Source organism: Gordonia sihwensis (genome assembly GCF_029632925.1).
Classification (GTDB): domain Bacteria; phylum Actinomycetota; class Actinomycetes; order Mycobacteriales; family Mycobacteriaceae; genus Gordonia; species Gordonia sihwensis.
Genome location: NZ_CP121248.1, coordinates 71,675 through 97,998, shown reverse-complemented (window position 1 = coordinate 97,998; position 26,324 = coordinate 71,675). Strand labels below are relative to the sequence as shown.

25 protein-coding genes and 1 tRNA gene are annotated in these 26,324 nt (G+C 69.3%); 9 read left to right on the top strand and 17 right to left on the bottom strand.

Annotation, left to right across the window (positions count from 1 at the left end):
• Window positions 1-14: 14 nt before the first annotated feature.
• Together P5P27_RS00500 and P5P27_RS00495 are read left to right on the top strand one after the other, a co-directional pair.
• Window positions 15-1,742, top strand: a complete 1,728-nt coding sequence (locus tag P5P27_RS00500) for an MmpA family trehalose lipid delivery protein (protein ID WP_278125897.1) — start codon at window positions 15-17, stop codon at window positions 1,740-1,742.
• 302 nt (window positions 1,743-2,044) lie between these two features.
• Window positions 2,045-2,695 (top strand): ScbR family autoregulator-binding transcription factor, encoded by a 651-nt coding sequence (locus P5P27_RS00495; RefSeq protein WP_045539052.1) that lies wholly within the window; start codon window positions 2,045-2,047, stop codon window positions 2,693-2,695.
• Between the two features lies 1 nt (window position 2,696).
• Here P5P27_RS00495 and P5P27_RS00490 read toward each other — a convergent pair whose 3' ends face one another.
• A complete protein-coding gene (locus tag P5P27_RS00490) occupies window positions 2,697-3,827 on the bottom strand; it encodes a glycosyltransferase family 4 protein (RefSeq protein WP_045539056.1) in 1,131 nt (376 codons plus the stop codon).
• A 28-nt stretch (window positions 3,828-3,855) separates the two neighbouring features.
• Here P5P27_RS00490 and P5P27_RS00485 point away from each other — a divergent pair, with 28 nt between their 5' ends.
• Complete coding sequence (locus P5P27_RS00485) at window positions 3,856-4,623, top strand: class I SAM-dependent methyltransferase (RefSeq protein WP_006897440.1); 768 nt, start codon at window positions 3,856-3,858, stop codon at window positions 4,621-4,623.
• Window positions 4,624-4,820: 197 nt separating this feature from the next.
• Here P5P27_RS00485 and P5P27_RS00480 read toward each other — a convergent pair whose 3' ends face one another.
• The 4 genes from P5P27_RS00480 to tgt all read right to left on the bottom strand — a co-directional run bounded on the left by P5P27_RS00480 (window position 4,821) and on the right by tgt (window position 10,110).
• The gene (locus P5P27_RS00480; RefSeq protein ID WP_062366338.1) at window positions 4,821-5,315 is read right to left on the bottom strand and encodes a hypothetical protein; all 495 of its coding nucleotides are present in this window, start codon (window positions 5,313-5,315) and stop codon (window positions 4,821-4,823) included.
• A 33-nt stretch (window positions 5,316-5,348) separates the two neighbouring features.
• A complete protein-coding gene (locus P5P27_RS00475; RefSeq protein WP_006897442.1) occupies window positions 5,349-7,931 on the bottom strand; it encodes an ABC transporter permease in 2,583 nt (860 codons plus the stop codon).
• Between the two features lie 4 nt (window positions 7,932-7,935).
• Complete coding sequence (locus P5P27_RS00470) at window positions 7,936-8,754, bottom strand: ABC transporter ATP-binding protein (protein WP_051999670.1); 819 nt, start codon at window positions 8,752-8,754, stop codon at window positions 7,936-7,938.
• Between the two features lie 90 nt (window positions 8,755-8,844).
• Complete coding sequence (gene tgt / locus P5P27_RS00465; protein ID WP_411815725.1) at window positions 8,845-10,110, bottom strand: tRNA guanosine(34) transglycosylase Tgt; 1,266 nt, start codon at window positions 10,108-10,110, stop codon at window positions 8,845-8,847.
• Between the two features lie 44 nt (window positions 10,111-10,154).
• Between tgt and P5P27_RS00460 the strand changes: the two genes are divergently transcribed.
• Entirely contained in the window at window positions 10,155-10,613 is a 459-nt protein-coding gene (locus tag P5P27_RS00460) for a hypothetical protein (RefSeq protein ID WP_278125889.1), read from the top strand.
• A gap of 137 nt (window positions 10,614-10,750) precedes the next feature.
• On the opposite strand, the gene P5P27_RS00455 is transcribed toward P5P27_RS00460, so the two are convergent.
• A complete protein-coding gene (locus tag P5P27_RS00455; RefSeq protein ID WP_045539048.1) occupies window positions 10,751-12,067 on the bottom strand; it encodes a UDP-N-acetylmuramoyl-tripeptide--D-alanyl-D-alanine ligase in 1,317 nt (438 codons plus the stop codon).
• A gap of 39 nt (window positions 12,068-12,106) precedes the next feature.
• Here P5P27_RS00455 and P5P27_RS00450 point away from each other — a divergent pair, with 39 nt between their 5' ends.
• Window positions 12,107-13,180: a D-alanine--D-alanine ligase family protein gene (locus P5P27_RS00450; RefSeq protein WP_006897447.1), complete on the top strand. Its 1,074-nt coding sequence runs from the start codon at window positions 12,107-12,109 to the stop codon at window positions 13,178-13,180.
• Window positions 13,181-13,183: 3 nt separating this feature from the next.
• Here P5P27_RS00450 and P5P27_RS00445 read toward each other — a convergent pair whose 3' ends face one another.
• The 5 genes from P5P27_RS00445 to P5P27_RS00425 all read right to left on the bottom strand — a co-directional run bounded on the left by P5P27_RS00445 (window position 13,184) and on the right by P5P27_RS00425 (window position 15,545).
• Window positions 13,184-13,810 (bottom strand): PepSY domain-containing protein, encoded by a 627-nt coding sequence (locus P5P27_RS00445; protein ID WP_278125885.1) that lies wholly within the window; start codon window positions 13,808-13,810, stop codon window positions 13,184-13,186.
• 113 nt (window positions 13,811-13,923) lie between these two features.
• Window positions 13,924-14,011: transfer RNA gene (locus tag P5P27_RS00440), tRNA-Ser, on the bottom strand.
• A 67-nt stretch (window positions 14,012-14,078) separates the two neighbouring features.
• Window positions 14,079-14,408, bottom strand: coding sequence for a mannosyltransferase (locus tag P5P27_RS00435; protein ID WP_222110878.1), 330 nt, complete (start codon window positions 14,406-14,408; stop codon window positions 14,079-14,081).
• A gap of 103 nt (window positions 14,409-14,511) precedes the next feature.
• Window positions 14,512-15,015: a nucleoside deaminase gene (locus P5P27_RS00430; protein WP_278125883.1), complete on the bottom strand. Its 504-nt coding sequence runs from the start codon at window positions 15,013-15,015 to the stop codon at window positions 14,512-14,514.
• An 8-nt stretch (window positions 15,016-15,023) separates the two neighbouring features.
• Complete coding sequence (locus P5P27_RS00425) at window positions 15,024-15,545, bottom strand: tRNA adenosine deaminase-associated protein (protein ID WP_006897451.1); 522 nt, start codon at window positions 15,543-15,545, stop codon at window positions 15,024-15,026.
• Window positions 15,546-15,614: 69 nt separating this feature from the next.
• Between P5P27_RS00425 and P5P27_RS00420 the strand changes: the two genes are divergently transcribed.
• A complete protein-coding gene (locus P5P27_RS00420; protein WP_278125881.1) occupies window positions 15,615-16,568 on the top strand; it encodes a prephenate dehydrogenase in 954 nt (317 codons plus the stop codon).
• Between the two features lie 10 nt (window positions 16,569-16,578).
• Here the strand turns inward: P5P27_RS00420 and P5P27_RS00415 are convergent, their stop codons facing one another.
• The 6 genes from P5P27_RS00415 to P5P27_RS00390 all read right to left on the bottom strand — a co-directional run bounded on the left by P5P27_RS00415 (window position 16,579) and on the right by P5P27_RS00390 (window position 21,220).
• Entirely contained in the window at window positions 16,579-17,175 is a 597-nt protein-coding gene (locus tag P5P27_RS00415; protein WP_006897453.1) for a putative glycolipid-binding domain-containing protein, read from the bottom strand.
• Between the two features lie 15 nt (window positions 17,176-17,190).
• The gene (locus tag P5P27_RS00410; protein ID WP_278125879.1) at window positions 17,191-17,883 is read right to left on the bottom strand and encodes a hypothetical protein; all 693 of its coding nucleotides are present in this window, start codon (window positions 17,881-17,883) and stop codon (window positions 17,191-17,193) included.
• A gap of 111 nt (window positions 17,884-17,994) precedes the next feature.
• Window positions 17,995-18,276: a muconolactone Delta-isomerase gene (gene catC, locus P5P27_RS00405; RefSeq protein WP_006897455.1), complete on the bottom strand. Its 282-nt coding sequence runs from the start codon at window positions 18,274-18,276 to the stop codon at window positions 17,995-17,997.
• A gap of 4 nt (window positions 18,277-18,280) precedes the next feature.
• The gene (gene catA / locus P5P27_RS00400; protein WP_006897456.1) at window positions 18,281-19,138 is read right to left on the bottom strand and encodes a catechol 1,2-dioxygenase; all 858 of its coding nucleotides are present in this window, start codon (window positions 19,136-19,138) and stop codon (window positions 18,281-18,283) included.
• Between the two features lie 58 nt (window positions 19,139-19,196).
• The gene (locus tag P5P27_RS00395) at window positions 19,197-20,300 is read right to left on the bottom strand and encodes a mandelate racemase/muconate lactonizing enzyme family protein (RefSeq protein ID WP_006897457.1); all 1,104 of its coding nucleotides are present in this window, start codon (window positions 20,298-20,300) and stop codon (window positions 19,197-19,199) included.
• A complete protein-coding gene (locus tag P5P27_RS00390) occupies window positions 20,297-21,220 on the bottom strand; it encodes a LysR family transcriptional regulator (protein ID WP_062366168.1) in 924 nt (307 codons plus the stop codon). The genes P5P27_RS00395 and P5P27_RS00390 overlap by 4 nt, the downstream gene beginning before the upstream one ends.
• A 246-nt stretch (window positions 21,221-21,466) precedes the next feature.
• Between P5P27_RS00390 and benA the strand changes: the two genes are divergently transcribed.
• From benA to benC, 3 genes are read left to right on the top strand one after another with little or no spacing between them, the layout of a single operon-like run.
• The gene (gene benA, locus P5P27_RS00385) at window positions 21,467-22,885 is read left to right on the top strand and encodes a benzoate 1,2-dioxygenase large subunit (protein ID WP_260868279.1); all 1,419 of its coding nucleotides are present in this window, start codon (window positions 21,467-21,469) and stop codon (window positions 22,883-22,885) included.
• A 44-nt stretch (window positions 22,886-22,929) separates the two neighbouring features.
• A complete protein-coding gene (benB, locus tag P5P27_RS00380) occupies window positions 22,930-23,463 on the top strand; it encodes a benzoate 1,2-dioxygenase small subunit (RefSeq protein ID WP_062366166.1) in 534 nt (177 codons plus the stop codon).
• Between the two features lie 9 nt (window positions 23,464-23,472).
• Entirely contained in the window at window positions 23,473-26,265 is a 2,793-nt protein-coding gene (benC, locus tag P5P27_RS00375; RefSeq protein WP_278125873.1) for a benzoate 1,2-dioxygenase electron transfer component BenC, read from the top strand.
• The last annotated feature ends 59 nt before the right edge of the window (window positions 26,266-26,324 follow it).

Sequence of the window (26,324 nt, the reverse complement as noted above, 5' to 3'; positions counted from 1 at the left end):
CCGACGGCAGTGCGGTGACCGCCACCTCCACGCGCACGACCGGGGCGGCGGTCTACGCGGTCAGCGCTCTGCTCACCGCCCTGATCTGCGCGCCCCTGGTCGGGAACCACCTGCTCTACCGGGACGCGGTCGCGACTCCGCAGTCGGCGCTGACGGCCGCCGCGCTCGGCATCGACGGCACGGCGCCGCGAGCGGTCCCGCAGGACGCGCTGCTCGCCCTCGGCTCGCGTCTCGTGGACGGCGGCCTCCTGGTGGCCGGCCTGACGATCCTGGCCGTCTTCGCGGCCGGAGTGGGCTATGGGCGGCTGGCCCGCAGGCTCGTCCCGCGCGCCGCCACCGCCGGTGCGGTGGCCGCCGCCGTCGTCGGGATCTGGAATCCCTACGTGGCAGAGCGCCTGCTGCAAGGGCATTGGAGTCTGCTGGCCGGCTACGCCGCCCTCGGGTGGACGGTGTGCGCGGTGCTCGACCTGGCCGACGGCCGGCGGTCGTGGCGCCAATGGGCCGGTCTCGCCGGGATATTCGCGGCAGCCGGCCTGACGCCCACCGGTTCGCTTCTGGCCGGGATCGTGGCGGTGGCCACCGCGGCGGCGGTGCGGCTGCCGATCCGGACGGCGGGACTCGCCGCGGGATGCTGGCTCATCACCGCTTCTCCCTGGCTGGTGGCCTCCGCGGTCGCGTCGGACGTCGGGTCATCCGGCGGCGCCGCGGTGTTCGCGCTGCGTGCCGAGCCGGGGCTCGGGCTGCTCGGCACCGCCCTCGGGCTCGGCGGCATCTGGAACGCCGACGCCGTCCCCGCCAGCCGCACCACCCCCTGGGCCCTGGTCGCGACACTGATGCTGCTGGCGGTGGTGGCGGTCGGCACCGGCGCCCTGGTCCGGATGCGCCGGGAACTGAGCCCCGCGGTCGCCGGGCAGGCACTCCTGGCGGCGGTCGCGATCGCGGCGGTGGTGGTCGCTGCGACACCGCCCGGACTGGCGGTGATGGACGTCCTATTGGCGCATGTGCCCGGTGCCGGGCTGCTGCGCGACACGCAGAAATACCTCGCGCTCGCCGTCCCGTTCGTCGCGGTCGCGGCGGCGGCCGCCGTGACCGCACTGCGCGCACTCGTACCGGCCGGCTTCGCCGCAGCGGCGGTGATCGCACTGATCGTGGCACCGCTCCCCGACCTCGCCTGGGGTGTGGGCGGCAAGATCCGGCCGGTGATCTACCCCGACGACTACGCCCGGGTGACGGCGCTCGTCGGCCACGACACGGACGGCGCCCGCGGCTCAGTGGCCCTGTGGCCCGGCGACGCCGTGCGACGGCTGTCGTGGGCCCGGGGGCCGTCGCTGTCTCCGCTCCCGCGCATGCTGGACGCACCGGTGATCGGTTCGGGCGAATTGACCGTGGACGGGACGACGGTGGACTCCCCCACCGGCCGGACGGCGCAGGTCCTCGACGTTCTCCGAGACGGAGGCGACCCGCAGCGGTTGGCACGGCTCGGCGTCGGCTGGGTGGTGGCCGAGGAGTCGGACCCGCCCGCCCGGCTGGCCGCAACCGCTCCGGCCTACTCTGGCGAGCATCTGACCGTGTACCGGATTCCCGGTGCCGTGGCCGCGCCCGTTCCGGCGACCGCCGCGCGGGCGGCGGCATTCGCGGCCCTGGACCTCTGGATCTGTTCGGTGGCCGCCGGTCTCGCCGCGGCCGTCGTCCGTCGAAGGGCCCCGGAGACCGAGGAAGACGAAGCGGCTCAACGGAAGTGACGCGGCGAGCACGCCGCAGAAACACGCCAGTGCGCCACCCTCGCGTTCGTATCGAGCGCGGGGGTCGCGCACTGGCGTCGGTGCACCCGGTCCGGCACGTCGCTGAAGCACCCCTCGGTCAGTCGGCGGAAATCCTCCGTGTCCCAGCCGATGTCGCAGCTCCAGTTGTCGTGTCCGGCTAAACCGGTCCACCGGTATGTAACCGTATACTCTGAAGTAATATCGCGCAAGCGCGCTCGGTTACCATATGTGCCGAATACGACCACATCAGAGCGCATTTCTCATACACCGAGGGGGCGGCGATGGCCCAGCAGGCCAGGGCTGTGGAGACACGTCGTCAGATCGTGGTCGCCGCCGCGAATCTCTTCAGTCGCGTCGGCTACGAACGGGCGCGACTGAACGACATCGTCGGCGAATCCGGCCTCACCCGCGGCGCGATCTACTTCCACTTCCAGTCGAAGGACGACCTCGCGGCGATCGTCGTCGACGAATTCCAGGCCACCTCGATGAGGGCGGTCGGAACCATCGCGCAGACCGACACCTACGGCATGCGACAGCTCGTGATGCTGTGCCGGGAGATGGGCCGCCTGCTGGTGGACGACCCGGTGGTCCGCGCGGGCATCCGCCTCATCATCGAACTGCATTCCGGCGAGGCCCCGATCCCCGTGTACCTCGCGTGGATCGAAGCGATCAAGTACTTCGTCACGAAGGCCGTCGAAGACGGCGACGTGCCGCCGGACACCGACGCCGAGGAGGCCGCCGTATTCGTCACCGAGTCGTTCGTCGGCGCCCACGTCCTCTCCTACGCTGTGTCGGGCCACGACGATCTGCCCGCACGCATCGACCGGCTCGCCGACTACCTGGTGACGGCGCTGATGCCCGACGAACGCATCGCCGCGCGCTCCGATCTGCTCGGGGCACGCTGGACTCCGCCGACCGAACCCGGCGCCTGAGTCAGCCGCACACCTCGTCGAAGACCGCCGCGAACCCGTCCGCGGTTCCCGCCCAGGAGAACTGCTCTGCACGGTCCCGTGCGGCCTCCCCCAACGCGCGCCGCCGATCCGGGTCGGCCGCGAGGGCCGCGGCGGCCCGGGCGAGTTGGACGGCGTCGTCCACCAACACGCCGGTGACCCCGTCGACGATGGAGTCGGCCAGCCCCGCCGAACTGCGATAGCCGATCGTCGGAACCGCGTGCTGTGCGGCTTCGATCACCGCCAGCCCCCATCCCTCCTTCCGCGACGGCATCAGATGGACGTCGGCGGCGGCGAGCAACTCGTGCTTGCGCCGATCGCTCACGTGCCCGTGAAAGCTGACCTGGTCGACGACTCCCAGAGACTGCGCCTGCGCGCGCAGCCGGCCCGCCCACCATCCGTCCCCGACGACGTCCAGGTGCACGTCCGCGCCCGCGGCGGACAGCGTGGCCACCACCTCGAGCGCGTCCTCGATCTGCTTGTGCGGCACCAGCCTCGAGACGGCGATCAGGCGGAGACCGCCCGACCGCCCGGTCACATCGATACCGTTCGGCACCGGGTCGACTCCGCCGCGCACGACGGTGATGCGGTGCCGGTCCACACCGAGACCGGTGAGTTCGGCCGCGGATGGTTCGGAGACCGTGATGTAGCGGTTCCGGCGGTGGATCCGCGGCGCGATCCTCGACTCGATCCACCAACCCACCCGGGCCAGGACCGGCCCCGCCACCGGCCACTGCTCCCGATGACAGTGGTGGACCAGGACCACGGTCGGCGCGGGAGCGACGAGGCGCGCGAAGAAGGGAACGCCGTTCTGGGTGTCGACGACGACGTCGGGCCGATACCCGGCCAGCCGTCCCCGTCCCCAGCGGGCCGCGGCGACGGTGGCCAGAGCCCGCGGGTACACGGTGAGCCGACCGCCCGCGCGGACGATGCGCACCCCGTCGACCGTCTGCTTCCTCGCAGCACCGGGATAGTGGGCGGTGAGCAGGGTGACGCGCGAACCCCGGGCGGCGAACTCGGCGCCCACGCGTTCGAGGTAGCGTTCGCTGCCCCCGCCCTGGGGATGGCCGGTGTCACGCCAGCACAGCAGCAGGACATCGGTCGGGACGCTCATTCGTTCCAGCGTATGCGAACCTGGCTGCATGCCGCGTTCCCGGTTCCCCGCTCCCGCCGCCGCCTTCGGTCGGCACGCCACGATCCGTCGTTCGGTGCGGCTCCTCGACGCCTTCCGGTACGAGCAGTCCGACCCGGCCCGGTTCTATTCGGCGCTCGCACACGACACCGCCGTGATGATCGACTCTCTCCACCCCGGCCCGCTGCGGGGCGCCACCGTGCTCGACGTCGGGGGCGGGCCCGGGTTCTTCGCCGACGCCTTCCGCGATCGCGGTGCCGCCTATCTGTCGGTGGAACCGGACGCGGGAGAGATGGCGGCCGCCGGGATCGACCAACGGTCGGCGGTCCGCGCGCAGGGCGAGCATCTCCCGTTCCGGACCGGAAGCGTCGATGTCTGCTACTCGTCGAACGTCGCCGAGCACACTCGGACCCCGTGGGCGATGGCCGACGAGATGGTCCGGGTCACCCGGCCGGGCGGAACGATCGTCCTCAGCTACACCCTCTGGTGGGGTCCGTTCGGCGGCCACGAGATGGGACTGACTCACTACCTCGGCGGCCACCGCGCCGCGCGCTGGTACACGCGGCGCACCGGTCACCTGCCGAAGAACCTCTACGGAGTGTCGCTGTTTCCGATCACCGCTGCCGCGGGACTGCGCTGGGCACGATCCACAGCCGACGCCGAACTGCTGGCCGCCATTCCGCGCTATCTCCCCAGGTTCGCATGGCCAGTTGTGCACATCCCCGTGGTCCGCGAGGCGGCAGCGACCAACCTGGTCCTCGTGCTACGGAAAAACTGAGGTCAGGGGCGGTTTCGGGACACGCTTCCCACACCTGAATCCATCCACACTGTGGAAATTACATGTGTGTAATTCATGCACATTGTGGATGAAGGTTGTGGATAACTGTGGATAACTATCCCGAACAGGTGTTTGAGCACAATACGAAACGAGGCACGCCGCGTAACGCGGCGTGCCTCGCAGGCAGACGGACCGGTCTAGCGCGGCAACCGTCCCGCGCAGCGGAGCGGACCGCCGCGGCTGGTGCTCGACGAGATCATGTCGTCGCCCTGCAGAATCGTGCACGTGACCGGACCGCGCACCACGATCGCTGTCATCTCGACCTCGCGGTCGGGCACGACCGTCTTGGCCGACCACGGAGTCCCCGTCGCGGCGACCACCACCCGACCGCCGGAATCGCGATAGGCCAGAGCCACCACGTCGCCGTCTCCGGTGAGCTGATAGGTGACCGAGCCGGGCTCCACCCGCGGGGTGGTCCGGGTCGGCGTCGGCTTCGGCGACGAGATCGTCTCACTCTCCTCGCTGGTGGTCGTGACGGTGGTCGGCGTCGCCGAGGGCCGGTCGGTTCCCGAGTTCGGCGAACCCGACCGGAACACGAGGAAACCGACGGCCGCCAGGATGATCACCGCGAGGACGACGATCAACGACAGGACCACCGTGCGGCCGCGGCCCGAGGGCGAGGGGCTAGTCATGCCGACCACCGTATACCCGGTGCGAGAAGCCCCTCATTCTGCGGTGATGGCCTCGAGCGGGCGGGTGCGAGCGGCGGTCACCGCAGGCCACAGCGCTGCGATCACCCCGACCACCGCGGCTCCGACCAGCGTCCCGCCGATCAGCGCCCACGGGATCACCACGCCTTCCAGACCCCAGTACGCCAGCGTCCGCACCAGCGGGATGCCGATCGCGAGACCCAGCACGGTGCCCAGCAGCGCCCCGAACACCGCGATGTACGTCGACTCGAGGTAGATCGTGCGGCGCACCTGCGCCCGGCTCATGCCCACCGCACGCAGCATGCCGATCTCCTGTCTGCGCTCCACCACCGACAGCGCGAGCGTGTTCACGATGCCGAGCACCGCGATCACCAGTGACAGGGCCAGCAGCGCGTACAGCGTCGCCATCATCTGGTCGATCTGCGAGGAGATCGAGTTCTTGAACTGATCGCGATCCTGCACCTGGGCGGTGAGGTACTCAGCGGTGGCGTCCTCGAGTTGCTTACGCAGGTCGGCCGCCCTCACCCCGGGCTTCGCGGTCACCAGCACCGGGCCCGCGATCCGCTTCATCGCGACCGGCATGAGCTGCTCGTACGTCGGCCAGCCCACCATCGACGACGCGATCGCCTGGTTGTCCTCGAAGATCCCCGTCACCTCGGTGGCGACCTCGTCGCCGGTACCGCTGGTGAAGGTGACCGTCTGCCCCAGTTTCCAACCGTTGTCGCGCGCTTGCGAGGAACTGATGAGGAGCCCGTCGTCCGGCAGATCCAGGCTGCCCTCGAGCACGTTGATGGACGCGACGTCACCGATCGAACCACCGTACGGGGAGGTCACGTAGGTGTCCTTCCCGTCGTAGCGGGCCTCGCCGTATGCCTGCGCGACCACCTTGTCCGCTCCCGGAGCCTCCTTGACCGCGTCCACCACCGAGAGCGGCAGCGGCATGTTGTTGGTGCCGGTGACGATGAAGTCGGCGCGGATGCCCTTGTCGACCGACGAGTCGACGGTGCCCTTGAACGACCATCCGAGAGTGCCGATCACCACCACGAGCATCAGGCCGAGGGTGAGTGCGAACGCGGTGGCCGCGGTACGCCGGGGGTTGCGGACCGCGTTGGTCCTGGCCAGTTTGCCGACGGTGCCGAAGGGCTTCTGGAAGAGGGCGCCGAACGCGCCCACGACGGGCTGGGAGATGGCGGGTGCCCCCAGCACCACGGCGATCACCGCAAGGAGCGCCCCGATTCCGACGATGGTGGCCGAGCCGGCCCCCTCCCCGAGTCCGCCGATCACCAGCGCGATGACGCCGAGGACACCGAAGACGGCCGCCAGCAGGGTCCGGACGCGGAGCGAGCCGGCGCCGGGTTCCACGGTGCTCTCGCGCATGGCCTCCACCGGCGGGATGCGCGAGGCTCGGCGTGCCGGAATCCATGCGCTGAGCAGGGTGACGACGACTCCGACGAACACCGCGGAGATGATCGCGGCCGCGCCGACCTGGATGCCGTTGGACGGCAGGCCCTGCGATTGGGTGTACGCGAGCAGGCCTGCGGCGATCGCGACACCCAGCGCCAGACCGATCAGCCCGCCGATGACGCCGACGATCAGCGCTTCGAGCAGCACCGACCGGGAGACGTTCTCCCGGCTCGCGCCGATCGCGCGCAGCAGCGCGAGCTCACGGTTCCGCTGGGCGACGATCATCGAGAAGGTGTTGTAGATGATGAAGGTGCCGACCAGCAGGCCGATCGCGGCGAAAGCCAGCAGGATGGCCCGGAAGATCGTCAGGAACTGCTGGATGCTCTCCTTCTGGTCCTCGCGCACCTGTTCGCCGGTGCGGACCTTGTACAGCTGATCGAAGTCGGTCTTCCCCGATCGGGCGACCACGTCGGCCAGATGGGCGTGGACGGCGTCGCGCAGTTGGTCGTCGGACACCCCGGGACGGGCCGCGAGGTCGACGGTCGAGACGTACTTGCCATCCGAGAACAGCTTGGCGGCGGTCGCCTGGTCGAAGAGCACCCCGACATAACCGCCGGTGGACGACGGCATGTCGGTGAGACCGACCACGGTGACGTCCATCGGCGGGGCCAGCCCGGCTCCGACGACCACCTTCGTCCGGCTCCCGACCTTGAGCCCGCCCTTGTCGGCGGCCTGGGAGTTGACCGCGATCTCATCGGACTTCTCCGGTGCGCGGCCTTCGCTGAACTTCATGTCCTCGCCGACCGCCTCGTCGGGCGGGAGGTAGCTCATGCCGACGCTCGGCGCTCCGCCGGTCTGGACGGCCCGGCCGGACGAATCGGCGAGCGTCACCGGCCCGGAGTTCGAGGCGGCCACCCGTTCGATTCCGAGCTTCTGCTCGTTCTTCTTCAGATCGTCGACGATCGTCACGGGCACGCCGGGTGCTTCGTTGCCCGCCGCGGTGATCTCGACCGCGACTCCCTGCGCGACGTTGTCGAAGATCGAGTTGAAAGCGGTGGCCACGGTCGAGGTGAAGATGACCGCGCCCGCGACGAAGCTGGTGCCCAGCACCACCGAGAACACCGTCAGGATCAACCTGATCTTGTGAGACGCAAGGCTTCTCAGAGAAACCTTGCGCATGACGTTGGCAGCCATCGGTTCAGTTCACCTCGCCGGATCCGGCGGGACGCGTCGACTGCCCGTGGTCGTCCTGTCCCGGTGCCGAGTCGTCGAGATTGCGCATCACCTCGAAGACGTCGTCGGCGGACGGGCGCTGCAGTTCCCGGACGATCTGGCCGTCGGCCAGGAAGACGACGCGGTCGGCGTACGACGCCGCGCGCGGATCGTGGGTCACGATCACCACGGTCTGGTTGAACTCGTCGGTCGCGGCGCGCAGGATGGCGAGCACTTCACCGGACGAGCGGGAGTCGAGGTTGCCGGTGGGTTCGTCGCCGAAGATGATGTCCGGACGTCCGACGAGTGCGCGGGCGCAGGCCACGCGCTGCTGCTGGCCGCCGGAGAGTTCACTGGGACGGTGGTTCAGTCGCGGCCGGATGCCGAGGCGGTCGATCACCGTGTCGAACCACGGGCGGTCGACCTCGCGGCCGGCGATCCCCTGCGGCAGGGTGATGTTCTCCTCGGCCGTCAGCGTCGGCACCAGGTTGAACGCCTGGAAGACGAATCCGATGCGGTCGCGCCGCAACTTGGTCATCTCCTTGTCGGACAGACCGGCCAGACCGACGTCACCGATGTGCACCTCGCCCTCGGTGACCGTGTCGAGTCCGGCCAGGCAGTGCATCAGGGTCGACTTGCCGGAGCCCGACGGCCCCATGATCGCGGTGAACTCTCCCGCACGGAATCCGATCGACACGCCCCGAAGCGCGTGCACGGCGGTGTCGCCGCTGCCGTACGTCTTCACCACGTCGTCCGCACGCGCCGCGATCATTGCATGCTTGCCTGCCGGTGCTGTTTCTGTCATGCAGACAAAGGTGTCAGAATTGCGCCGCCCGCGCATCAGGGACCACCCGGAATCACCGCCTCGCCCGACGATTCGCCGCGCGATCCGGACCTATCGGGCTTCGGCCTGCCGGGTTCCGGCGTAGTAGCGGCGCAGGAACTCGTCGCGGTACTCGACGTAGTCGCCTTCGTCGATCGCGCGCCGGGCGCGATCGACCAGGGTGATCGTGAACGAGAGGTTGTGCAGGGTCGCGAGCGTGGACGCCAGACCTTCCTTCGCCTTGAACAGATGGTGCAGGTAGGCACGGGTGTACTGCGTCGAGTAGTTGTCCAGCTCTTCATCGAGGGACCGGAAGTCGTTGCGGTACTTGGCATTCGTGATGTTGTACCGGCCGTCGAACGAGTAGATCGCACCGTTGCGCGCCACCCGGGTCGGCGAGACGCAGTCGAAGGTGTCGGCGCCGTTCTCGATGGCGGTGAAGATGTCGTCCGGCTCGCTGATCCCGAGCAGATGCCGCGGGGCGTCGTCCGGGAGCTCGTCGGTGACCCATCCGACGATGGTGCCGAGATTGGCCTTCTCCAGCGCGCCGCCGATGCCGTAACCGCCGAAACCCTTGCCGCCGTTCTCACGATCGATGCGGCTCAGCTCGACGAGGTCGCGAGTCGCCTTCCGCCGCAGGTCCTCGTACTGCGCCCCCTGCACCACACCCCACAGCGCCTGCTGCGGACGATGCGAGCGCTCGACGGAGAGCCGGTTGTGTTCGGCGAGGCACCGAATGGCCCACTGCCGAGTGCGTTCGAGTGACCGCTCCTGGTACCCGCGCGTATTCATCAGCGTGGTGAGCTCGTCGAAGGCGAAGATGATGTCGGCGCCGAGCCGGTGCTGGATCTGCATCGACACCGCGGGGGTGAACCGGTGCATCGACCCGTCGAGGTGCGATTTGAAGGTGACTCCGTCGTCGTCGACGTTGGCCAGCCGCTCCTTGCCGTCGGCGATCTTGTGGTCGTCCTGCTCGCCGACCAGGTCCATCGCGATGACCTTCTTGAAGCCCGCGCCCAGCGACATCACCTGGAAGCCGCCGCTGTCGGTGTACGTGGGTCCGGGCCAGTTCATGAACCGGCCGAGACCGCCGGCCTGATCGACGATCTCCGGCCCCGGCTGCAGATAGAGGTGATAGGCGTTGGCGAGCACGGCCTGCGCGCCGAGCGCGGCGACCGACTCCGGCAGGACCGTCTTGACGGTGGCCTTGGTTCCCACCGGGATGAAGGCAGGGGTCTGGATCTCGCCGTGCGGTGTGGTGATGGTCCCGGTGCGCCCGGTGGTGCCTTCGAGGCGGGTTCGCGGAGCGAAGTGGCTGGTGGTCACGCAGGCCATCATCCCAGCCGTGCGCTCGGCCGCTCAAATTCGTTAGCGTTGTGCCCATGACTCGCACGATGAAACTGGCCGCGACCGCACTCCTCGGCTGTTCGATCGCCCTGGCCGCCACCGCCTGCGGTTCGGAGAACGAGGCGTCGTCCGGCGCCGACAAGTCCGGGGCCTCCGCGGTCACCGGTTCCAGCGACACCAGCGTCCCGGTGGTCGGCGGACCGAAGCCCCAGAGCACCGCCGCCACGGACGAGAGCACCGGCGAGGCGACGTCGTCGTCCGGGGACAAGACCTGCGGCCCCACCAAGGGGCCCGACGGCGCCCTCCAGATCCACATCGTCGCGGGCGACCTGTCGTGCTCGTCCGCCAAGGACATCGCGAAGCAGTACGGACCCCTGATCGCGACCGGCGCACCGCAGACCGTGTCGGGCTGGGACTGCGGACCGTCGACGACCGTCGGCGAACTCGCCCGCTGCACCAAGGGCGGCCAGGCCTTCGCGCTGATGCCCAACTGAGGCTCGCAGGCCAACACGCGCAGTCGAGCGCGCAGTAGACCGCTCAGTAAACGCGACATTCGGCGACAGAACCCCCGTCCGGGACGGGGGTTCTGTCGCCGAATGTCGCGTTTGTGTGTGGTGACGCGGTGCGACGCTCAGCCGAGCGCCTGCACCACTCGTTCGAGGGCGGCGACCCGGCTGCCCTTGACCAGCACAGCGTCGCCGCTGCGGAGTCCGCTCAGTGCGTCGACGGCGCCTTCGATGCCCGAGACATGCGCCACGCCGTCGCCGTAGGCGGGCTCGTCCACCGCGATCACCGTCACGCCCAGTTCACGGGCCTGCTCGGCGACGGCGCGGTGGGCGGCGTCGCTGTCGTCTCCGAGTTCAGCCATCGTGCCGAGCACCGCGAACCGGCGTCCGGCCTCGACGCGGGCCAGTGCCGACAGGCCCGCCGCCATCGACGTCGGGTTGGCGTTGTAGGCGTCGTTGATGACGACGACTCCCGCGGCCGTGGTGCTCATCTCCATCCGCAGTCCGGACAGACCCGCGCGCAGCAGACCGTCGGCGATCCGCTCGACCGACACCCCCACGCCGCCGCCGGCAGCGGCCGCGGCCAGGGCGTTGCCGACCTGGTGCTCGCCGCGTGCCCCGAGCCGCACCGGCACGCTGCCCCACGGGCTGTGCAGAGTGAAGGCCGCACGCAACTGGTCGTCGAGCACGATGTCGGTGGCGCGCACGTCCGCGGCGGGATCGACACCGTAGGTCACGACCCGCGCGCTGGTCCGCGACGCCATCGCCGCGACCACCGGGTGGTCGGCATTGAGAACGGCGAGCCCGTCGGCAGGCAGAGCCTCGACGAGTTCACCCTTCGCCCGTGCCACATCCTCGATGCTGCCGAACATCTCCAGATGCACCGCCTCGACGCGGGTGAGCACTCCGACCGTCGGGGAGGCGATGGAGCACAGCTGTGCGATGTGACCGACACCGCGCGCGCCCATCTCCAGGACGACGGCCTCGGTGTCGTCGGGTGCGCCGAGCAGGGTCAGCGGCAGCCCGAGTTCGTTGTTGAACGACTTCTCGCTCGCGGCGGTGCGGAAGGTGGTCGACAGCACGCCGGCGAGCAGGTCCTTGGTCGACGTCTTGCCGACCGAGCCGGTGACGCCGACGACGCTGCCGGTGAGTCCGGCGCGGACGAAGCGACCGAGATCGGCGAGCGCCTCGGCGGTGTCCGCGACCTGGACGGCCGTCGCGGCGAGGGCCGGATCCGGCGTCCGATCGGTCAGGTACACGGGAGCGCCGGCCTGCACCGCCGCCGGGATGTAGTCGTGGCCGTCACGCGCGGCGACGATCGGCACGAACAGCTGACCGGGCCGCGCGGACCGCGAGTCGATGCTCGCGGAATCGACCGTCACATCCGGTCCGTGAAGGGTGCCGCCGGTCGCGGCGGCGATCTGACTGGCGAGGAGATGCACGACAGACCACGGTACAAGCAAGCACGTATGGTTGCATCCATGAGCACCCCCCTCATCCGCCTGGTCGTCCTCTACGGCGGAGTGTCCGCCGAACACGACGTCTCCCGTGTGAGCGCCGCCCATGTACTGGCCGCCGCGGATCGCTCCAAGTACCGCCTGATCCCGGTCGGCATCGACAAGCGCGGCGGATGGCACCGCAACGACGCCGCGGCCGAAGCCCTGGCCGCCGGCGCGGAACTGCCGAACAGTCTCGACGTCGAAGGCCCCGAGGTGAATCCGCTTCAGGTGCTGGCCGGCCGTCCCGAAGACCTCACCGTGGTGTTCCCGCTGCTGCACGGGCCGCACGGCGAGGACGGCACCGTGCAGGGCATGCTCGAGCTGTTCAAGCTGCCGTACATCGGCTGCGGAGTGCTGGCATCGGCGGTCTGCATGGACAAGGCGATGGCGAAGGAGATCGCCGCTCGCGCGGGCATCCCGCAGTGCAAGTGGATCACCTTCCGCGACGGTGTGGACGACGCCCGCCAGGTGCTGGCCGACGCGACCGAGCAACTCGGTCTGCCGGTGTTCGTGAAGCCGGCGAACATGGGCTCGTCCGTCGGCGTCAGCCGCGCCGACTCGATCGAGGAACTCGACGCGGCGATCAACCACGCCCTCCGCTACGACGACGTGGTCGTCATCGAGGAGACGGTGACCGGCCGCGAGGTCGAGGTGGCCGTCCTCGGCAACGCCGCCCCCGACGCGTCCCTCCCCGGAGAGATCAAGCCCGGCAGTGACTTCTACGACTACGAGGACAAGTACGTCACCGGCGCCGCCGAGCTGATGATTCCCGCACCGCTGTCGGACGAGGCGATCGCGCAGGTGCGCGAGTTGGCCGCCGACGCCTTCGTGGCGCTGCGCTGCGCAGGCCTGGCGCGCGTCGACTTCTTCTACGAGGAGGACGGTCGCGGCTGGCTCCTCAACGAGGTCAACACGATTCCCGGTTTCACCCCCGCATCGATGTACCCCAAGATGTGGGAGGCCACCGGGATCACCTATCCCGACCTGATCGACCGCCTCGTGACGCTGGCACTCGAAGTGCATCGCCGACGGAGCTCGTTCTCCACCGAGCACTGAGCGTCATCGGTCGGTGCCGATCACCTCACCGGTGGCGGCGTCGACGACCACTTCGGTGTCGTCGCCGGCTGTGCCGACGTTGATCTCGTACACCAGGCGGCCGTTCTCGCGATGGAGCTTCCACTCGGACACCGGTCCGGCGACTCGCGCCTGCGCGGCCCTCATGGCGCGATCGGGTTCGACGGTGACTTCACCCGCCTCGAACCGCTCCGCGCCGGCGTGCGCTGCGTCGTCGCCGTGGAGATCGTCGGTCGTCTTCGCGACCACGCCGCCGTTCGCGGCGTCGATCGTGATGTCGGATTCCTGTGTGGCGGAGGCCAGCTCGATCTCGTACACGGTCCGGCCGTGCTCGGTCTCGAGCTTGACCGCGGTGGGCGACCCGGTGAACTGCGCGCCGGCGGTCCGCAGTGCGTCGCGCCAGGAGACGGCGGGCGCAGTCGCGGCGAGATCGACACCGCTTCGCGACGGCGCGGCCGACGCCGCCGGCGACTGCGACCCGGCGGTCCGGGTGATCGTCTCGGTCTTCGTCTCCGGCGTCGCGTCGTCGGTTCCGCACCCGGCGAGCAGACCTGCGCCCGCGGCCAGTACCGCGGCGGCCGAGAGTCTGACGTTCAGCGCATGTGTGTTCAAGGCGTGTCCTCCCAGAAGAGAAGTCTCGTCACGTGACTCACACCGTACGGACATTCTCCGGGCCGGACATTGGAAAAGGCCCCTGACCTGCTCTGCAGATCAGGGGCCCTCGGCGGTGGCGGAGGGATTTGAACCCCCGGTGCGGGGTTACCGCACACGACATTTCGAGTGTCGCACCTTCGGCCGCTCGGACACGCCACCGCGAAGAACTGTACCGCAGCCCGTCACCAGCACGAAATCGGCAGGTCAGACCCAGTTTCTCGACGATTCAGTGTCCGGAGCGCTTGTTGACGAGATCGTCGAATTTCTCCTTGGCCGTCTCGACCGCGCCGGTGACCTGCTCGCTGTTCGCGATCTCGGCCAGCTTTCCCTTCGCCGTCTCCACCGCGCTCACGACGTGCTCGTTGCTCGCGATCTCGGACAGCTTGTCCTTGGCCGTCTCCACGGCGCCGGCGACGTGCTCGTTGGCGGCGAACTCGGTCAACGCGGACTTCGCGTTCTCCACGGCACCGGCGACCTGCTCGCTGTTGGCGAATTCGTCGACCTTGCGCACCACCGTGTCGACGACCTCGGTGATCTTGTCGATGGGATCGGACATCTCATTCCCCTTCTCGCGATGTCTGCGCGGGCTGCGCCCACCTCCTCAATCTGCCACAGGCGCACGCGCGCGGCGAGAGCCCGGAAGCGAATTCAGGGATAGTTCAGGGCTGACCCCGACGGCCGGCGAAGAAGTCGCGGACCAGCGCGGCGCACTCGTCCTCACGGACCCCGCCGAGCACCTCCGGGCGGTGCAGCTGCCGCTCATCGCGCAGCACGTCCCAGAGTGACCCGACGGCGCCGGTCTTCGGCTCCCAGGCACCGAAGATCAGCCGCGAGACGCGCGACAGTCCGATCGCGCCGGCGCACATCGTGCACGGCTCCACGGTGACGACCAGGGTGCAGCCCGACAGCCGCCATCCGTCGCCGTGGCGGGCGGCGGCCGCCCGCAGCGCCAGGATCTCGGCATGAGCGGTCGGATCGCCATCGGCTTCGCGGCGGTTGGCGGCACGGGCCAGCTCGCTCCTGTCCGGCCCGAAGACGACTGCCCCGATCGGGACGTCGCGGGAGTCCGCATCCCGTGCCGCTTCGAGTGCGACGGACATCAGGGCCGCCGCGTCCCGGTCCACCGCTCCCCGATCCGGTCGCGGGCTGGGGTCCACCGGCATGGACCCGGTCAGCGACCGAGCTTGTCGAGTTCCGCGGCGAGCTCGTCGGCGAAGCCGAGGCGCGCGGCGATCATGCCGATCTGCTCGTCGGCGTACAGATCGGTGTCACCGACGATGATGCTGAGCACGGCGTCCGGCAGACCGAGGTCGGCCAGGATCGAGAGGTCGCCCTCCTCCCACGGATCCACGTCGTCGAGCTCGTCGGGATCGATGTCGGGGATGTCGACGTGCAGCGCGTCGAGGGCGTCGGCGGCGATGTCGTACTCCACCGCGGCGGTGGCGTCCGAGAGGAGCACGTGGGCTCCGGCGGGAGCCGGCCGGACGATGAGGAAGAACTCGTCGTCCACGTCCAGGAGGCCGAACACGGCTCCGGTGGCCCGCAGCTCCCGCAGCTGCAGTTCGGCGTCGTCGAGACTGTCGAGAGCGGACGGCTTCAGCGTCGTGAGCTTCCACCCCGACTCCTCGCGGACGACCGCGACAGCGAATCCTTCGACCTCGTCGTATTCGCTCTGCGCACCGGGCTTCGCCATGACCGCCACCGTAGTCGGTTTTCGGGACTCTCCCAAGTCGAACCGACCCCGATGTGCCACGCTGGAACCGTGTCTGCTGCACCGTCTCGCCCCGTCTGCATCCTCGGTCTCGGCCTCATCGGCGGGTCCCTGCTCCGCCGCCTCTCCGACACGGGCGGTCCCGCGTTCGGCTACAACCGCTCGGCGGGCACCGTCGAGGCCGCGGCGGCCGACGGCTACGACGCCTCCACGGACCTGTCCGCGGTCCTCGAGCGCGCCCGGAACGACGACGCGATCGTCGTTCTGGCGACTCCCTTCACCGCACTCGAACCGATGATCACCGCGGTCCGGGAGCTGGCGCCGGACTGTCTTCTCACCGATGTGGTGAGCGTGAAGGAGCAGGTCTCCGACCTCGTCCGACGGCTCCATCCGCGAGCCCGGTACGTCGGCGGGCATCCGATGACAGGCACCACCGAGTCGGGTTGGCCGGCCACCGATCCGGGGCTCTTCGAGGGGGCGATGTGGATGGTCGCGACGCACGACGACACCGTCGCCGACGACTGGCTCGACGTCGCGGGGATCGCCCTGGCCGCAGGCTCGTACGTGGTACCCGCCGCGGACGACGCGCACGACCGCGCGGCGGCGGCGATCTCCCACAACCCGCATCTGACCGCCGCGGTGACCGCCACGGTCGGCGCGGGTGAGAGCGACCTCGCGCTCCGGCTGGCCGCAGGCAGCTTCCGGGACGGCACTCGGGTGGCGGGTACCGCCCCCGACCTGCAGCGGGCGATGCTCGAAGCCAACTCGGTGGCCCTGCTCAACACGCTGAGCGAGACGATCGACCGGTTGATCACCGCGCGCGACGCACTGCGCGAGCACGGCGACGTCGCGGTGATCGTCGACGACGGCCACCGCGCGCGGCGCAAGTACGAGCGGATCGCCGGATCGCCGCCGGAGCCGATCACCGGCGTCCGGATCGGCGATGCCCGGTGGCAGGAGGAACTGCGCAGGCAGGCCCACCTGGCCCGGGTGTGGATGGGCTGAGCGGCCCGGATCAGATCAGCGTCGCGATACCCGCGTAGTCGCGCACGATGCCTGCGTCGTCGACCGTCAGATCGCGACGTCCCTTGGGACCGATCACCGTGACGCGGCCTTCCGGGCCGCCGACGTAGCTCTTCTGCACCGAGTCGATCTCACAGTCGGGCAGCCGGAGCCTGACGACCGGGACGTCGTCGCGGCGGACGCCGTCGGCGATCCCGAAGCGCCGGATCGGCAGTCCCTTGAAGAAGGGCGAGAGCTCCAAGTCGATCATCTCGGCCCCGTCGAAGTCACTGCGCACGGTGCTGGTCGGCGATTGGACCATCCAGCGACCGTCCATGTCACGGCTGATGTCGAGCGAGCTCTCGCCGCCGGCGCGCAGCAGGCGCACCGACAGCCGCCGCGTCACCCCGCTGTCGTTGGTGACGAGTTCGTACGACGCGGAGTAGGCCTCGGTGGTGTCGGTGGCGGCGGCCACGATGCGGCCGTACGCGCGGACCCGGGCACCGCTCAGATTCAGCCGCACCTGCTCGAACCGATCGCCGTCGGCGCTACGCCAGGTCAGCATCGCTTTCACGCCGGCATCGGCGGACGACGCGTCGAAGGAAGTCATTCTCTAACGGTAGCGTCATCCCTCGTATCGACAGGTGAGCATGCCCGAAGACTGCGCGTCCTGCGTCGTCTGACGGTCGACCACCTTGCCGTCGACCGTGATGCTGCACGATGCCGGATCGGTGTCCGAGAGGATCACGCTGACCCGCAGCAGCGCGTTCTGGCTGCCGCGCACGGTGTGCCGCCACGTGCCGCCGGCGTTGCGTTCGATCTTCACCGACGTGTCGTCGACGTACAGGATGGTCGCGCGCCCGGAGTCGACCTGGTACTCCACCGTCGCGGCGCCGGAGTGGACCGGCGGCTGTGCGCTGTCGGGATCGCGCGGCACCGACTGTTCGGGTTGGTCGGGCAGGCCCTGCAGATAGGGATCGTCGGTCGACTGCGCGGCGGGCGGATCGGCTCGCCGCACCGGCTCGTCGTCGCCGGTCGGAAACATCCGGAAGGCGAGCGCCAGGCACAGCACCCCGACGGCGACGACGGCGACGCCGACGGCGAGACCGCGACGTCGATCCGGAGGTGGCGGCGGTGCGGGCGCGGGTGGGGTGGGATCGGGCGGCGCGGCTGCGGGCGGCGGCCCGGCGAGAGCACGTTCCCGGTCGTCGTAGGTGAACAACGGAGTGCCGTGCTCGCTGTAGCCGAGCGGTGGGTACGACTGCCCGGGAGCCAGCGGCGGCCGGTATCCCGGCGCCGGCTGCGATGACCGGTCCACGGCGGCTCCTCCCGACGACGTCCTCCCTTCGATGGTGCCAGAGGCGACGGCCCGGGCACGCCGACGGCCCGGATCCCCGATCGGGAATCCGGGCGGTCGCGGCCGGATCGGTCAGGCCTTGACGTCGGACGGATGCGTCGCCAGCGGAGTCACCGTGATGTCCATGTACGGGAACAGCGGCAGCCCCGACAGGATCTCGTGCAACTCGTCGTTCGACTCGACGTCGAAGATCGAGTAATTGGAGTACTCGCCGACGATGCGCCAGATCTGCGGCCACTTGCCCGACCGCTGAAGCTCCTGCGAGTACGCCTTCTCCCGCGCGACGGTCTCCTCACGGACCGTCAGGTCCATGTCGTGCGGAATCCGCACATCCATCCGGACGTGGAACAGCATCGGCTCAGCCCTCCACCGGATCGAGCACGAAGCCGTAATCGATCGTGTAGCCGCCGTGACCGTCCGGCTTCGGGTCGAGAATCAGTTCCGGCTTCACGGCGTCGGCGATGTCGTCGCCGTTGTGCGGATCGCCTGGGAAGTACAGCTGGGCGGTCAGCAATTCGTGCCCCGGAGCCGAGACCTTGACGTGCAGGTGAGCCGGGCGCCACGCGTGCCAGCCGGCCGCGGCGATCAGCTTGCCGCACGAGCCGTCGGTCGGGATCTGGTAGGGGGCGGGACGGATCGTGGTGATCTTGAACTTGCCGTCCGGGCCGGTCGAGAAGGTGCCGCGCAGATTCCACTCCGGGATGCCCGGGGCGAACTGTGAGTAGTAGCCGTCGGCGTCGGCGTGCCACAGCTCCACCTTGCCCTGCAGCGGGGTGCCGTCGGTGGAGGTGATCTGCGCCTCCCAGACCAGCGGATCGCCCGCCTCGCCGTCGCGCATCGGGATGGTGCCCTCGGCGCCCTGCTCGGGCGCATCCGGGACGTAGTACGGCCCTTCGATCGAGCCCTTGTTGCCGTGGCGGTGCGCGGTGTTGACGTCCTCGACGACGTGCTCCACCCACACGTCCAGGAACAGCGGCCACTCGCCGTCGAGGCCCACCTGGATCATCCACGCCTTGAGGGCGTTGTACTCGTCGTAGGTGACCTGGTTGTCGCGAATCGTCTGGTGGACCCCGGCCAGCACCTGGCGGGCGAGCTTGTCGACGCGCTCGGGGCTGACGTTCTTGACGGCGTCGTACGGCGACTTGTCCTGCTGGAAGCGCTCGGTGGCGGATGCGCCTGACGCCGCGGCGGACGGGCTGTGCTCGGTGGTGGTCATGACTGTCTCCTTTGATCTTCAGTTCGTCGTCTCGCCCATGGGCTGTGCGAGGAGTCGTTCACTTGTCGGTGCGGTAGCGGTCGAGTTTGTCGGGGTCGATGTCGATTCCGAGTCCGGCGCGGGATGAGGTCTGCAGGCAGCCGTCACGGATCTGGAGCGGTTCGGCGAGCAGGTCGTCGCTCATGTCGAGGAAGTTCGACAGTTCGCCCGCATAGCGCGAGGTCGCTTCGAACGCCGCACCGAAGGCCAGCGCGCAGGCCGTGCCTATCTGGCCGTCGATCTGATTGCCCATCACCATCTCCAGGCCGAGGCCCTCCGCCAGGTGATGCACACGCCGCGACTGCGTGAATCCGGTGCGGGCGGTCTTGATGTTGATCGCCGTGGCCGATCCCGCGAGGATCTCGCGAGTCACGTCGGCCGGCGTGGGCACCGATTCGTCCGCGATGAACGGGATGTCGAGCTTGCCGACCAGCCAGCGACGCCCGAGGACGTCGTCGGCGGGGCAGAGTTCCTCGGCGAACAGCAGGTCGAGGTCGGCCATCTCCTTCATGGCGCGGGCCGATTCGGCGGCGGTCCAGCCGCGATTGCCGTCGATGTACAGCTCGACGCTGTCGCCGAAGTGTTCGCGCAGCGCCCGGACGACGGCGATGTCGAGCTCGGCCGGGCGCCGCCCGACCTTCACCTTGAACGTCGAGATACCGTGCCGCTCGCGCACCTTCTGAGCTTCGGCGACCATCTTCGCCGGATCGTCGAAGCCGAGCATGTGGCTCACCCGCATGCGGTCGGTGTATCCGCCGAGGAGTTCGGAGACCGGCTGCCCGAGGGTCTTGCCCAAGGCGTCCCACAGGGCCATGTCGATCGCCGACTTGGCGGTGGGATTGCCGACGGTCCGTGCCAGCCTCGCCCCCACCTGTTCGCGTTCGAGCAGGGTGAGACCGTGCAGTTGTTCGGCGAAGACGTCCTCGATGACGGCGACGATGCCGCGCTGGGTCTCACCGTAGGTGTAGGGCCGCGGCGGCGCCTCGGCGACGCCGATCACCCCGTCGTCGGTGTGCACGCGGACCAGGACGTGCTCGGCCGCGTGCACCTCGCCCGAGGCGAAGTGAAGGGGTTTGAGGTAGGGAATCGAGAAGGGAATCGATTCCACCCGGGTGATCTTCAACGTGTCTCTCCCATCGAGGAGTCCAGGGCCCGCGCGGACGCGGACGCGAATGCAGCGGCGGCGACGGCGGCCACGGCGTCGACCACCGGGTTGTCGTCGCCCGCGCGCCGGGCGAGAGCCACCGGCATGGTTCCGGTGTCGGGCAGGTCGCGCACCACGACGTTCTCCAGCGGCAGTGCGCGGACGGAGGCGGGCAGCAGGGCCACGCCGAGTCCGGCGGCGACCAGCGCCAGGAGCACCGGGGTGCCGGAGGCGTCGTGGGCGCGGTGCGGGACAAAGCCCGCGGTGCGGCAGGTGCGGACGGCGGCCTCGTTGACCGCCGAGTCGCGGCTGTCGTACATGACGAACGATTCGCTGCGCAGATCGTCCACCGAGACCACCGGCTCCACCGCGAGACGGTGGTCGGAGGCGACCGCCAGGACGAGTGGCTCCACGTCGATCGTCCGGACCTCGATCCCCTCTCCGACCACCGGCGGCCGGAGTACGCCGAGGTCGATGGCGCCGTCGCGAAGCCGATCGCACTGGTCGGGGGTCAGCAGATCGGAGACGATCCGCAACTCCACGTGCGGCAGTTCGCTGCGGACGGCCCGGGCGATGCGCGGCAGATGCGAGAACACGGCGATCCCGGTGAGTCCCAGGCGGACCACACCGCTGCGGCCGGCCGCGACGCGCTGCACGCCGTCGACGGCCGCGTCGATGCCCACCAGAATCCGGTCCACCTCGCCCTTGAGGAACTCTCCCGCCGCGGTCAGCGTCACCTGACGGGTGGTGCGGGCGAACAGCGAGACCCCCAGCTCGGCCTCCAGTTGGCGGATCGCGTACGACAACGCCGGCTGCGCGATGTGCAACCGGTCCGCCGCCCGCCCGAAATGACAGGTGTCGGCGACGGCGGCGAAATATCGCAGATGCCGTAGCTCCATGTCGCACTCCTGTCGGTGTGTCGATTCACCGGCCGGGACGCATCGTCATAGTCGCCCCGCTGTGTGATCCGGATCATCCGTACGACCACGGTAAGCAGAAGATCCATACGACACCAGGACTCATTTTCGGCTTATTGATCTGTGCTGTTTATGAATGAACGCCTGGGTCAACACTGGGATTTCTACTGGTGTGAGTGCCATCACGAGATGGGACCGTCGAGGGACAACGCACACAGGAGGTTCTCAATGACTGCGACCAGTTCTCGCCCCAGCGCGTCGATTCCCGGTACGGCGATCACCGCGGACACCCGCGAGCACGTCCGCGAAGTACTCCGGGACGCCGTCATCGACGACCGCGAGGCCGGGGTGTTCCGCGCCAACCGCCGGATCTTCACCGACGAGGACATCTTCGAACTGGAGATGCGGCACATCTTCGAGGGGAACTGGATCTACCTCGCGCACGAGAGCCAGGTCGCGAACCCGGGCGACTACTTCACCACTTACATCGGCCGCCAGCCGGTGGTCATCACCCGCGGCCGCGACGGCGAACTCAACTGCCTGATCAACGCCTGCGCGCACCGCGGAGCGATGATCTGCCGCCGCAAGACCGACAACCGGATGACGCTCACCTGCCCGTTCCACGGCTGGACCTTCCGCAACGACGGCACCCTGCTCAAGGTGAAGGACCCCGACGGCGCCGGATACCCGTCCACCTTCGACTGCGAGGGATCGCACAACCTCACCAAGGTCGCGCGGTTCGACAGCTATCGCGGGTTCCTCTTCGGCAGCCTCAACGCCGACGTCCTCCCGCTCGAGGAACACCTGGGCGACACCCGCCGGGTGATCGACATGCTCGTCGACCAGTCGCCTGACGGCCTGGAGGTGCTGCGCGGCGCGTCGACCTACACCTACGACGGCAACTGGAAGGTCCAGGCGGAGAACGGCGCCGACGGCTACCACGTGACCGCGACGCACTGGAACTACGCCACCACCACCTCCCGGCGCACCACCGGGGAGTCGAAGAACGACGCGAAGGTGCTCGACGCCGGCGGATGGGGCAAGTCCGGCGGCGGCTACTGGTCGTACCCGCACGGTCACCTGTGCCTGTGGACCTGGGCGGCCAACCCGCAGGACCGGCCGCTGTGGGACCGGATGGACGAACTCAAGGCCCAGTTCGGCGAGGCCAAGGGCGAGTTCATGGTGAAGGGCTCACGCAATCTGTGCCTGTATCCGAACGTCTACCTGATGGACCAGTTCTCCACCCAGATCCGGCACTTCCGCCCGATCGCACCGGACAAGACCGAGGTCACGATCTACTGCATCGCGCCGAAGGGTGAGAGCGACGCCGCCCGTGCCCACCGCATCCGCCAGTACGAGGACTTCTTCAACGCGTCGGGAATGGCGACGCCGGACGACCTCGAGGAGTTCCGGTCGTGCCAGCTGACCTTCCGCGCGACCGCCGCGCCCTGGAACGACATGAGCCGCGGCGCCGAGCACTGGCTCACCGGTCCGGACGAGGTCGCCACCGCGCTCGACATGCCGAACGTGATCTCCGCCGGCCTGAAGAACGAGGACGAGGGTCTCTACCCCGTGCAGCACGGCTACTGGCTCGAGACCATGCGCCGCGCCGTCGACGCCGAGGACGTCGAGACCGCCGTCGGCTGAGCGCGATCGGACCACCACTTCGTACCCGAGATCGGACAGGACTCATGACTACCGCCCAGACCACTCCGGCCGACACCGACGGCCGCAAGCTCATCACCCAGAACGCCATCGAACAGTTCCTCTACCGCGAGGCCCGTTACCTCGACGACCGCGAGTTCGAGAAGTGGCTCGACTGCTACGCCGACGACGTCGTCTACTGGATGCCGTCGTGGGCCGACGACGATCGCCTCACCGAAGACCCCCGACGGGAGATCTCGCTCATCTACTACGGCAACAAGGGCGGGCTCGAGGACCGGGTGTTCCGGATCCGTACCGAACGGTCGTCGGCGACGTCGCTTCCCGAGCCGCGCACCAGCCACAACATCACCAACGTGGAGGTGATCGAACGGCGCGGCGACATGGTCGACGTCCGGTTCAACTGGCACACCATGTACTTCCGCTATCACACCGTCGACCCGTACTACGGCACGTCGTTCTACACGATCGACTTCTCCGGCGAGGCACCGCTGATCCGCCGCAAGACCGTGGTCCTCAAGAACGACTACATCCACCACGTGGTGGACGTCTACCACTTCTAGGGGCTCACCATGACTGTCACTTCCGGCCCCGCATCCGGACGCACCGCGGCACCCGCCGAGGCGCCGACGCACCGCGTCGCACTCGCCTTCGAGGACGGGGTCACCAAGTTCATCGACTGCCGCGAGGACCAGACGGTGGCAGACGCGTCGTACCGGCAGCGGATCAACATCCCGCTCGACTGCCGCGACGGCGCCTGCGGCACCTGCAAGGCCCTGTGCGAATCGGGCGACTACGACGGCGGCACGTACATCGACGACGCCCTGTCGCCCGCGGAGTCGGCCGACGGCTACGCCCTGCCGTGCTGCATGAAGCCGCGGTCGGACCTGGTGCTGCAGATCGCGGCCACGTCGGACGTCGCCAAGACCCAGGCCGCCGAGTTCAGCGCCACCGTGGTCGGGCTCGAGCGCCTCTCGCCCACCACGATGCGCCTGTCCGTCGAGATCCCGAACCGCTCCGAGCTGGCGTTCCTGCCCGGTCAGTACGTCAACATCGACGTTCCGGGCACGGACGACGGCAGCGGGAGTCCGGTGCGCCGCTCGTATTCCTTCGCCAACGGACCGCACGAGGACACTCTCGTCTTCCTGGTGAAGCTGACTCCCGGCGGCGCGATGTCGACCTATCTCACCGACCGGGCGTCGACCGGCGATCTGCTGACGCTGCGCGGGCCGCACGGATCGTTCTTCCTGCGCGAATCGATGCGGCCGGCACTGCTGCTCGCCGGCGGCACGGGCCTCGCGCCGATCCTCGCGATCCTGCGGAAGCTGCGCCACGACGGCAGCGCGCGCCGCATCCATCTCATCTACGGCGTCTCCACCGACGACGACCTCGTGGAGACCGAGACGCTCGACCGGATGCAGTCGGAGGTCGCCGGATTCACCTGGGACCACTGCGTCTCCGATCCCGGCAGCAGCGCCGCGAACAAGGGCTACGTCACCTCGCTGATCGCTCCCCGTCACCTCTACGGCGGCGACGTCGCGACCTACCTGTGCGGGCCGCCGCCGATGGTCGAATCGGTGCGCAGACACTTCGTCGAGGCGGGTATCGAGCTGACCGGGTTCTACTACGAGAAGTTCGCCCTCGCTGCGGGCCCGTCGCCCGCCGAGCCGGTGACCGACGCAGTCGCGGCATCGGCGTCGGCGAACGCCGAGGCGCCCGTCGACGTGCCGATCGCGCCCGCCCTCGACGCCCGCGCCGTCGCGGGGCAGCCGGTGCTTCCGGCGATCAGCCTGCCCGGTCTCGAACCGCGGTCCGCGCCGGGCGCGGACGAGTCCCGGGCCCGCATCGTCGGGCAGCGGATCTGGCCGGAGCCGACCGCCGCCGAACCGTCCGCTCTGCTCGACGCCGACACCGGAGTCCTGGAACCCGGTGCGGCCAGGTCGATCGCCGGGCAGGAGGTGTTCCCCGGCTCGGCTGCCGCCGCCGTGGCGGACGTCGACGTGGCCGCCGAATCGGTGGCGACCCAGCCCGGGACCACGGCGGACGAGCCCGCGAGCATTGCACCCGCAGAGGTCCCGACGGTCGGTTCCGAGGGTTATGAGATCGGCGAAGAGCATCCCGAGATCCACGAATCCGATGCGCTCTTCGAAGCCCGAGCCGCGCTGGAACTCGGTGCTCTCGAGTTGATGATCGGCCGGATGACCTCGCAGCAACTCGCCGGGTATCGCCTCCTCGCGGAGGCCACCGTCCCGTACGTGGACGGCGATCGCTTCGTCGACTCAGCCGAGTACACGGCCACCAACGCCGCTTTCCACGACTACCTGTTCCACGTCACCGGCAACACCCACCTGCTGGAGGCGTACACCGCGCTCGGGGTCAAGGGCCGGATGAGCGAAGTACTGCGGACCGCCACCTGGTGCCATCCCCTGTGCACCCAGGACCATCTCGACATCGTCGCCGCATTCGAAGCCGGAGACCGCGACACCGCCCGCGCCCTCATCAGCGCACACGGCGAACGATCCAAGCAGACGATGCGGCGAGCGATGGCCGACGAACTCGCCGCTCGCAAGCCACGGTTCGTGACTCCGGGACGGTTCGCCGGGAAGGTCGTCGTCGTGACGGGCGCCGGGCAGGGCATCGGCGAGGCCACGGCCCGCCGGATCAGCGCCGAGGGCGGACGCGTGGTGGTGGCCGACCGGTCCGAGTACGCGCGCACGGTCGCGTCTGATCTGTCGGCGAGCGGACCCGGCGCGATCGCGGTGAACGCCGACCTGGAGTCGTATGCCGGCGCCGCGGAGGTGATCGATCGCGCGCTGGCCGCCTACGGGCGGGTGGACGTGCTGGTCAACAACGTGGGCGGCGCCATCAACTTCAAACCCTTCACCGAGTTCACCGACGAGGAGATCCGCGCCGAGGTGGACCGTTCGTTGATGACCACGCTCTACGCTTGCCGCGCGGTGCTGCCCACGATGGTGGAGCGAGGCGGCGGCGTCATCGTCAACGTCTCCTCGGCGGCCACCCGGGGCATCCATCGGATTCCGTACTCCGCGGCCAAGGGCGGGGTCAACGCGATCACCGCCTCCCTGGCGATGGAGTACGCACCGGCCGGTGTGCGAGTGGTGGCCACTGCCCCCGGCGGAACCGACGCCCCGCCGCGCCGTGTTTCACGGGGAACACCGGTGCCGGCCGACGACACGCAGCGCGAATGGTTCCAGGCACACATCGACCAGACGCTCGACGCCTCTCTGATGAACAGGTACGGAACCCTCGACGAACAGGCCGCGGCGATCTGCTTCCTGGCCTCCGACGAGGCCTCGTACATCACCGGTTCGGTGCTTCCGGTCGCCGGCGGCGACCAGGGGTGAGCCCCATGCGTGCCCGTCGTTCGCGGCAGTCGACCGCGAGCGACACCACGCGTCCGCCC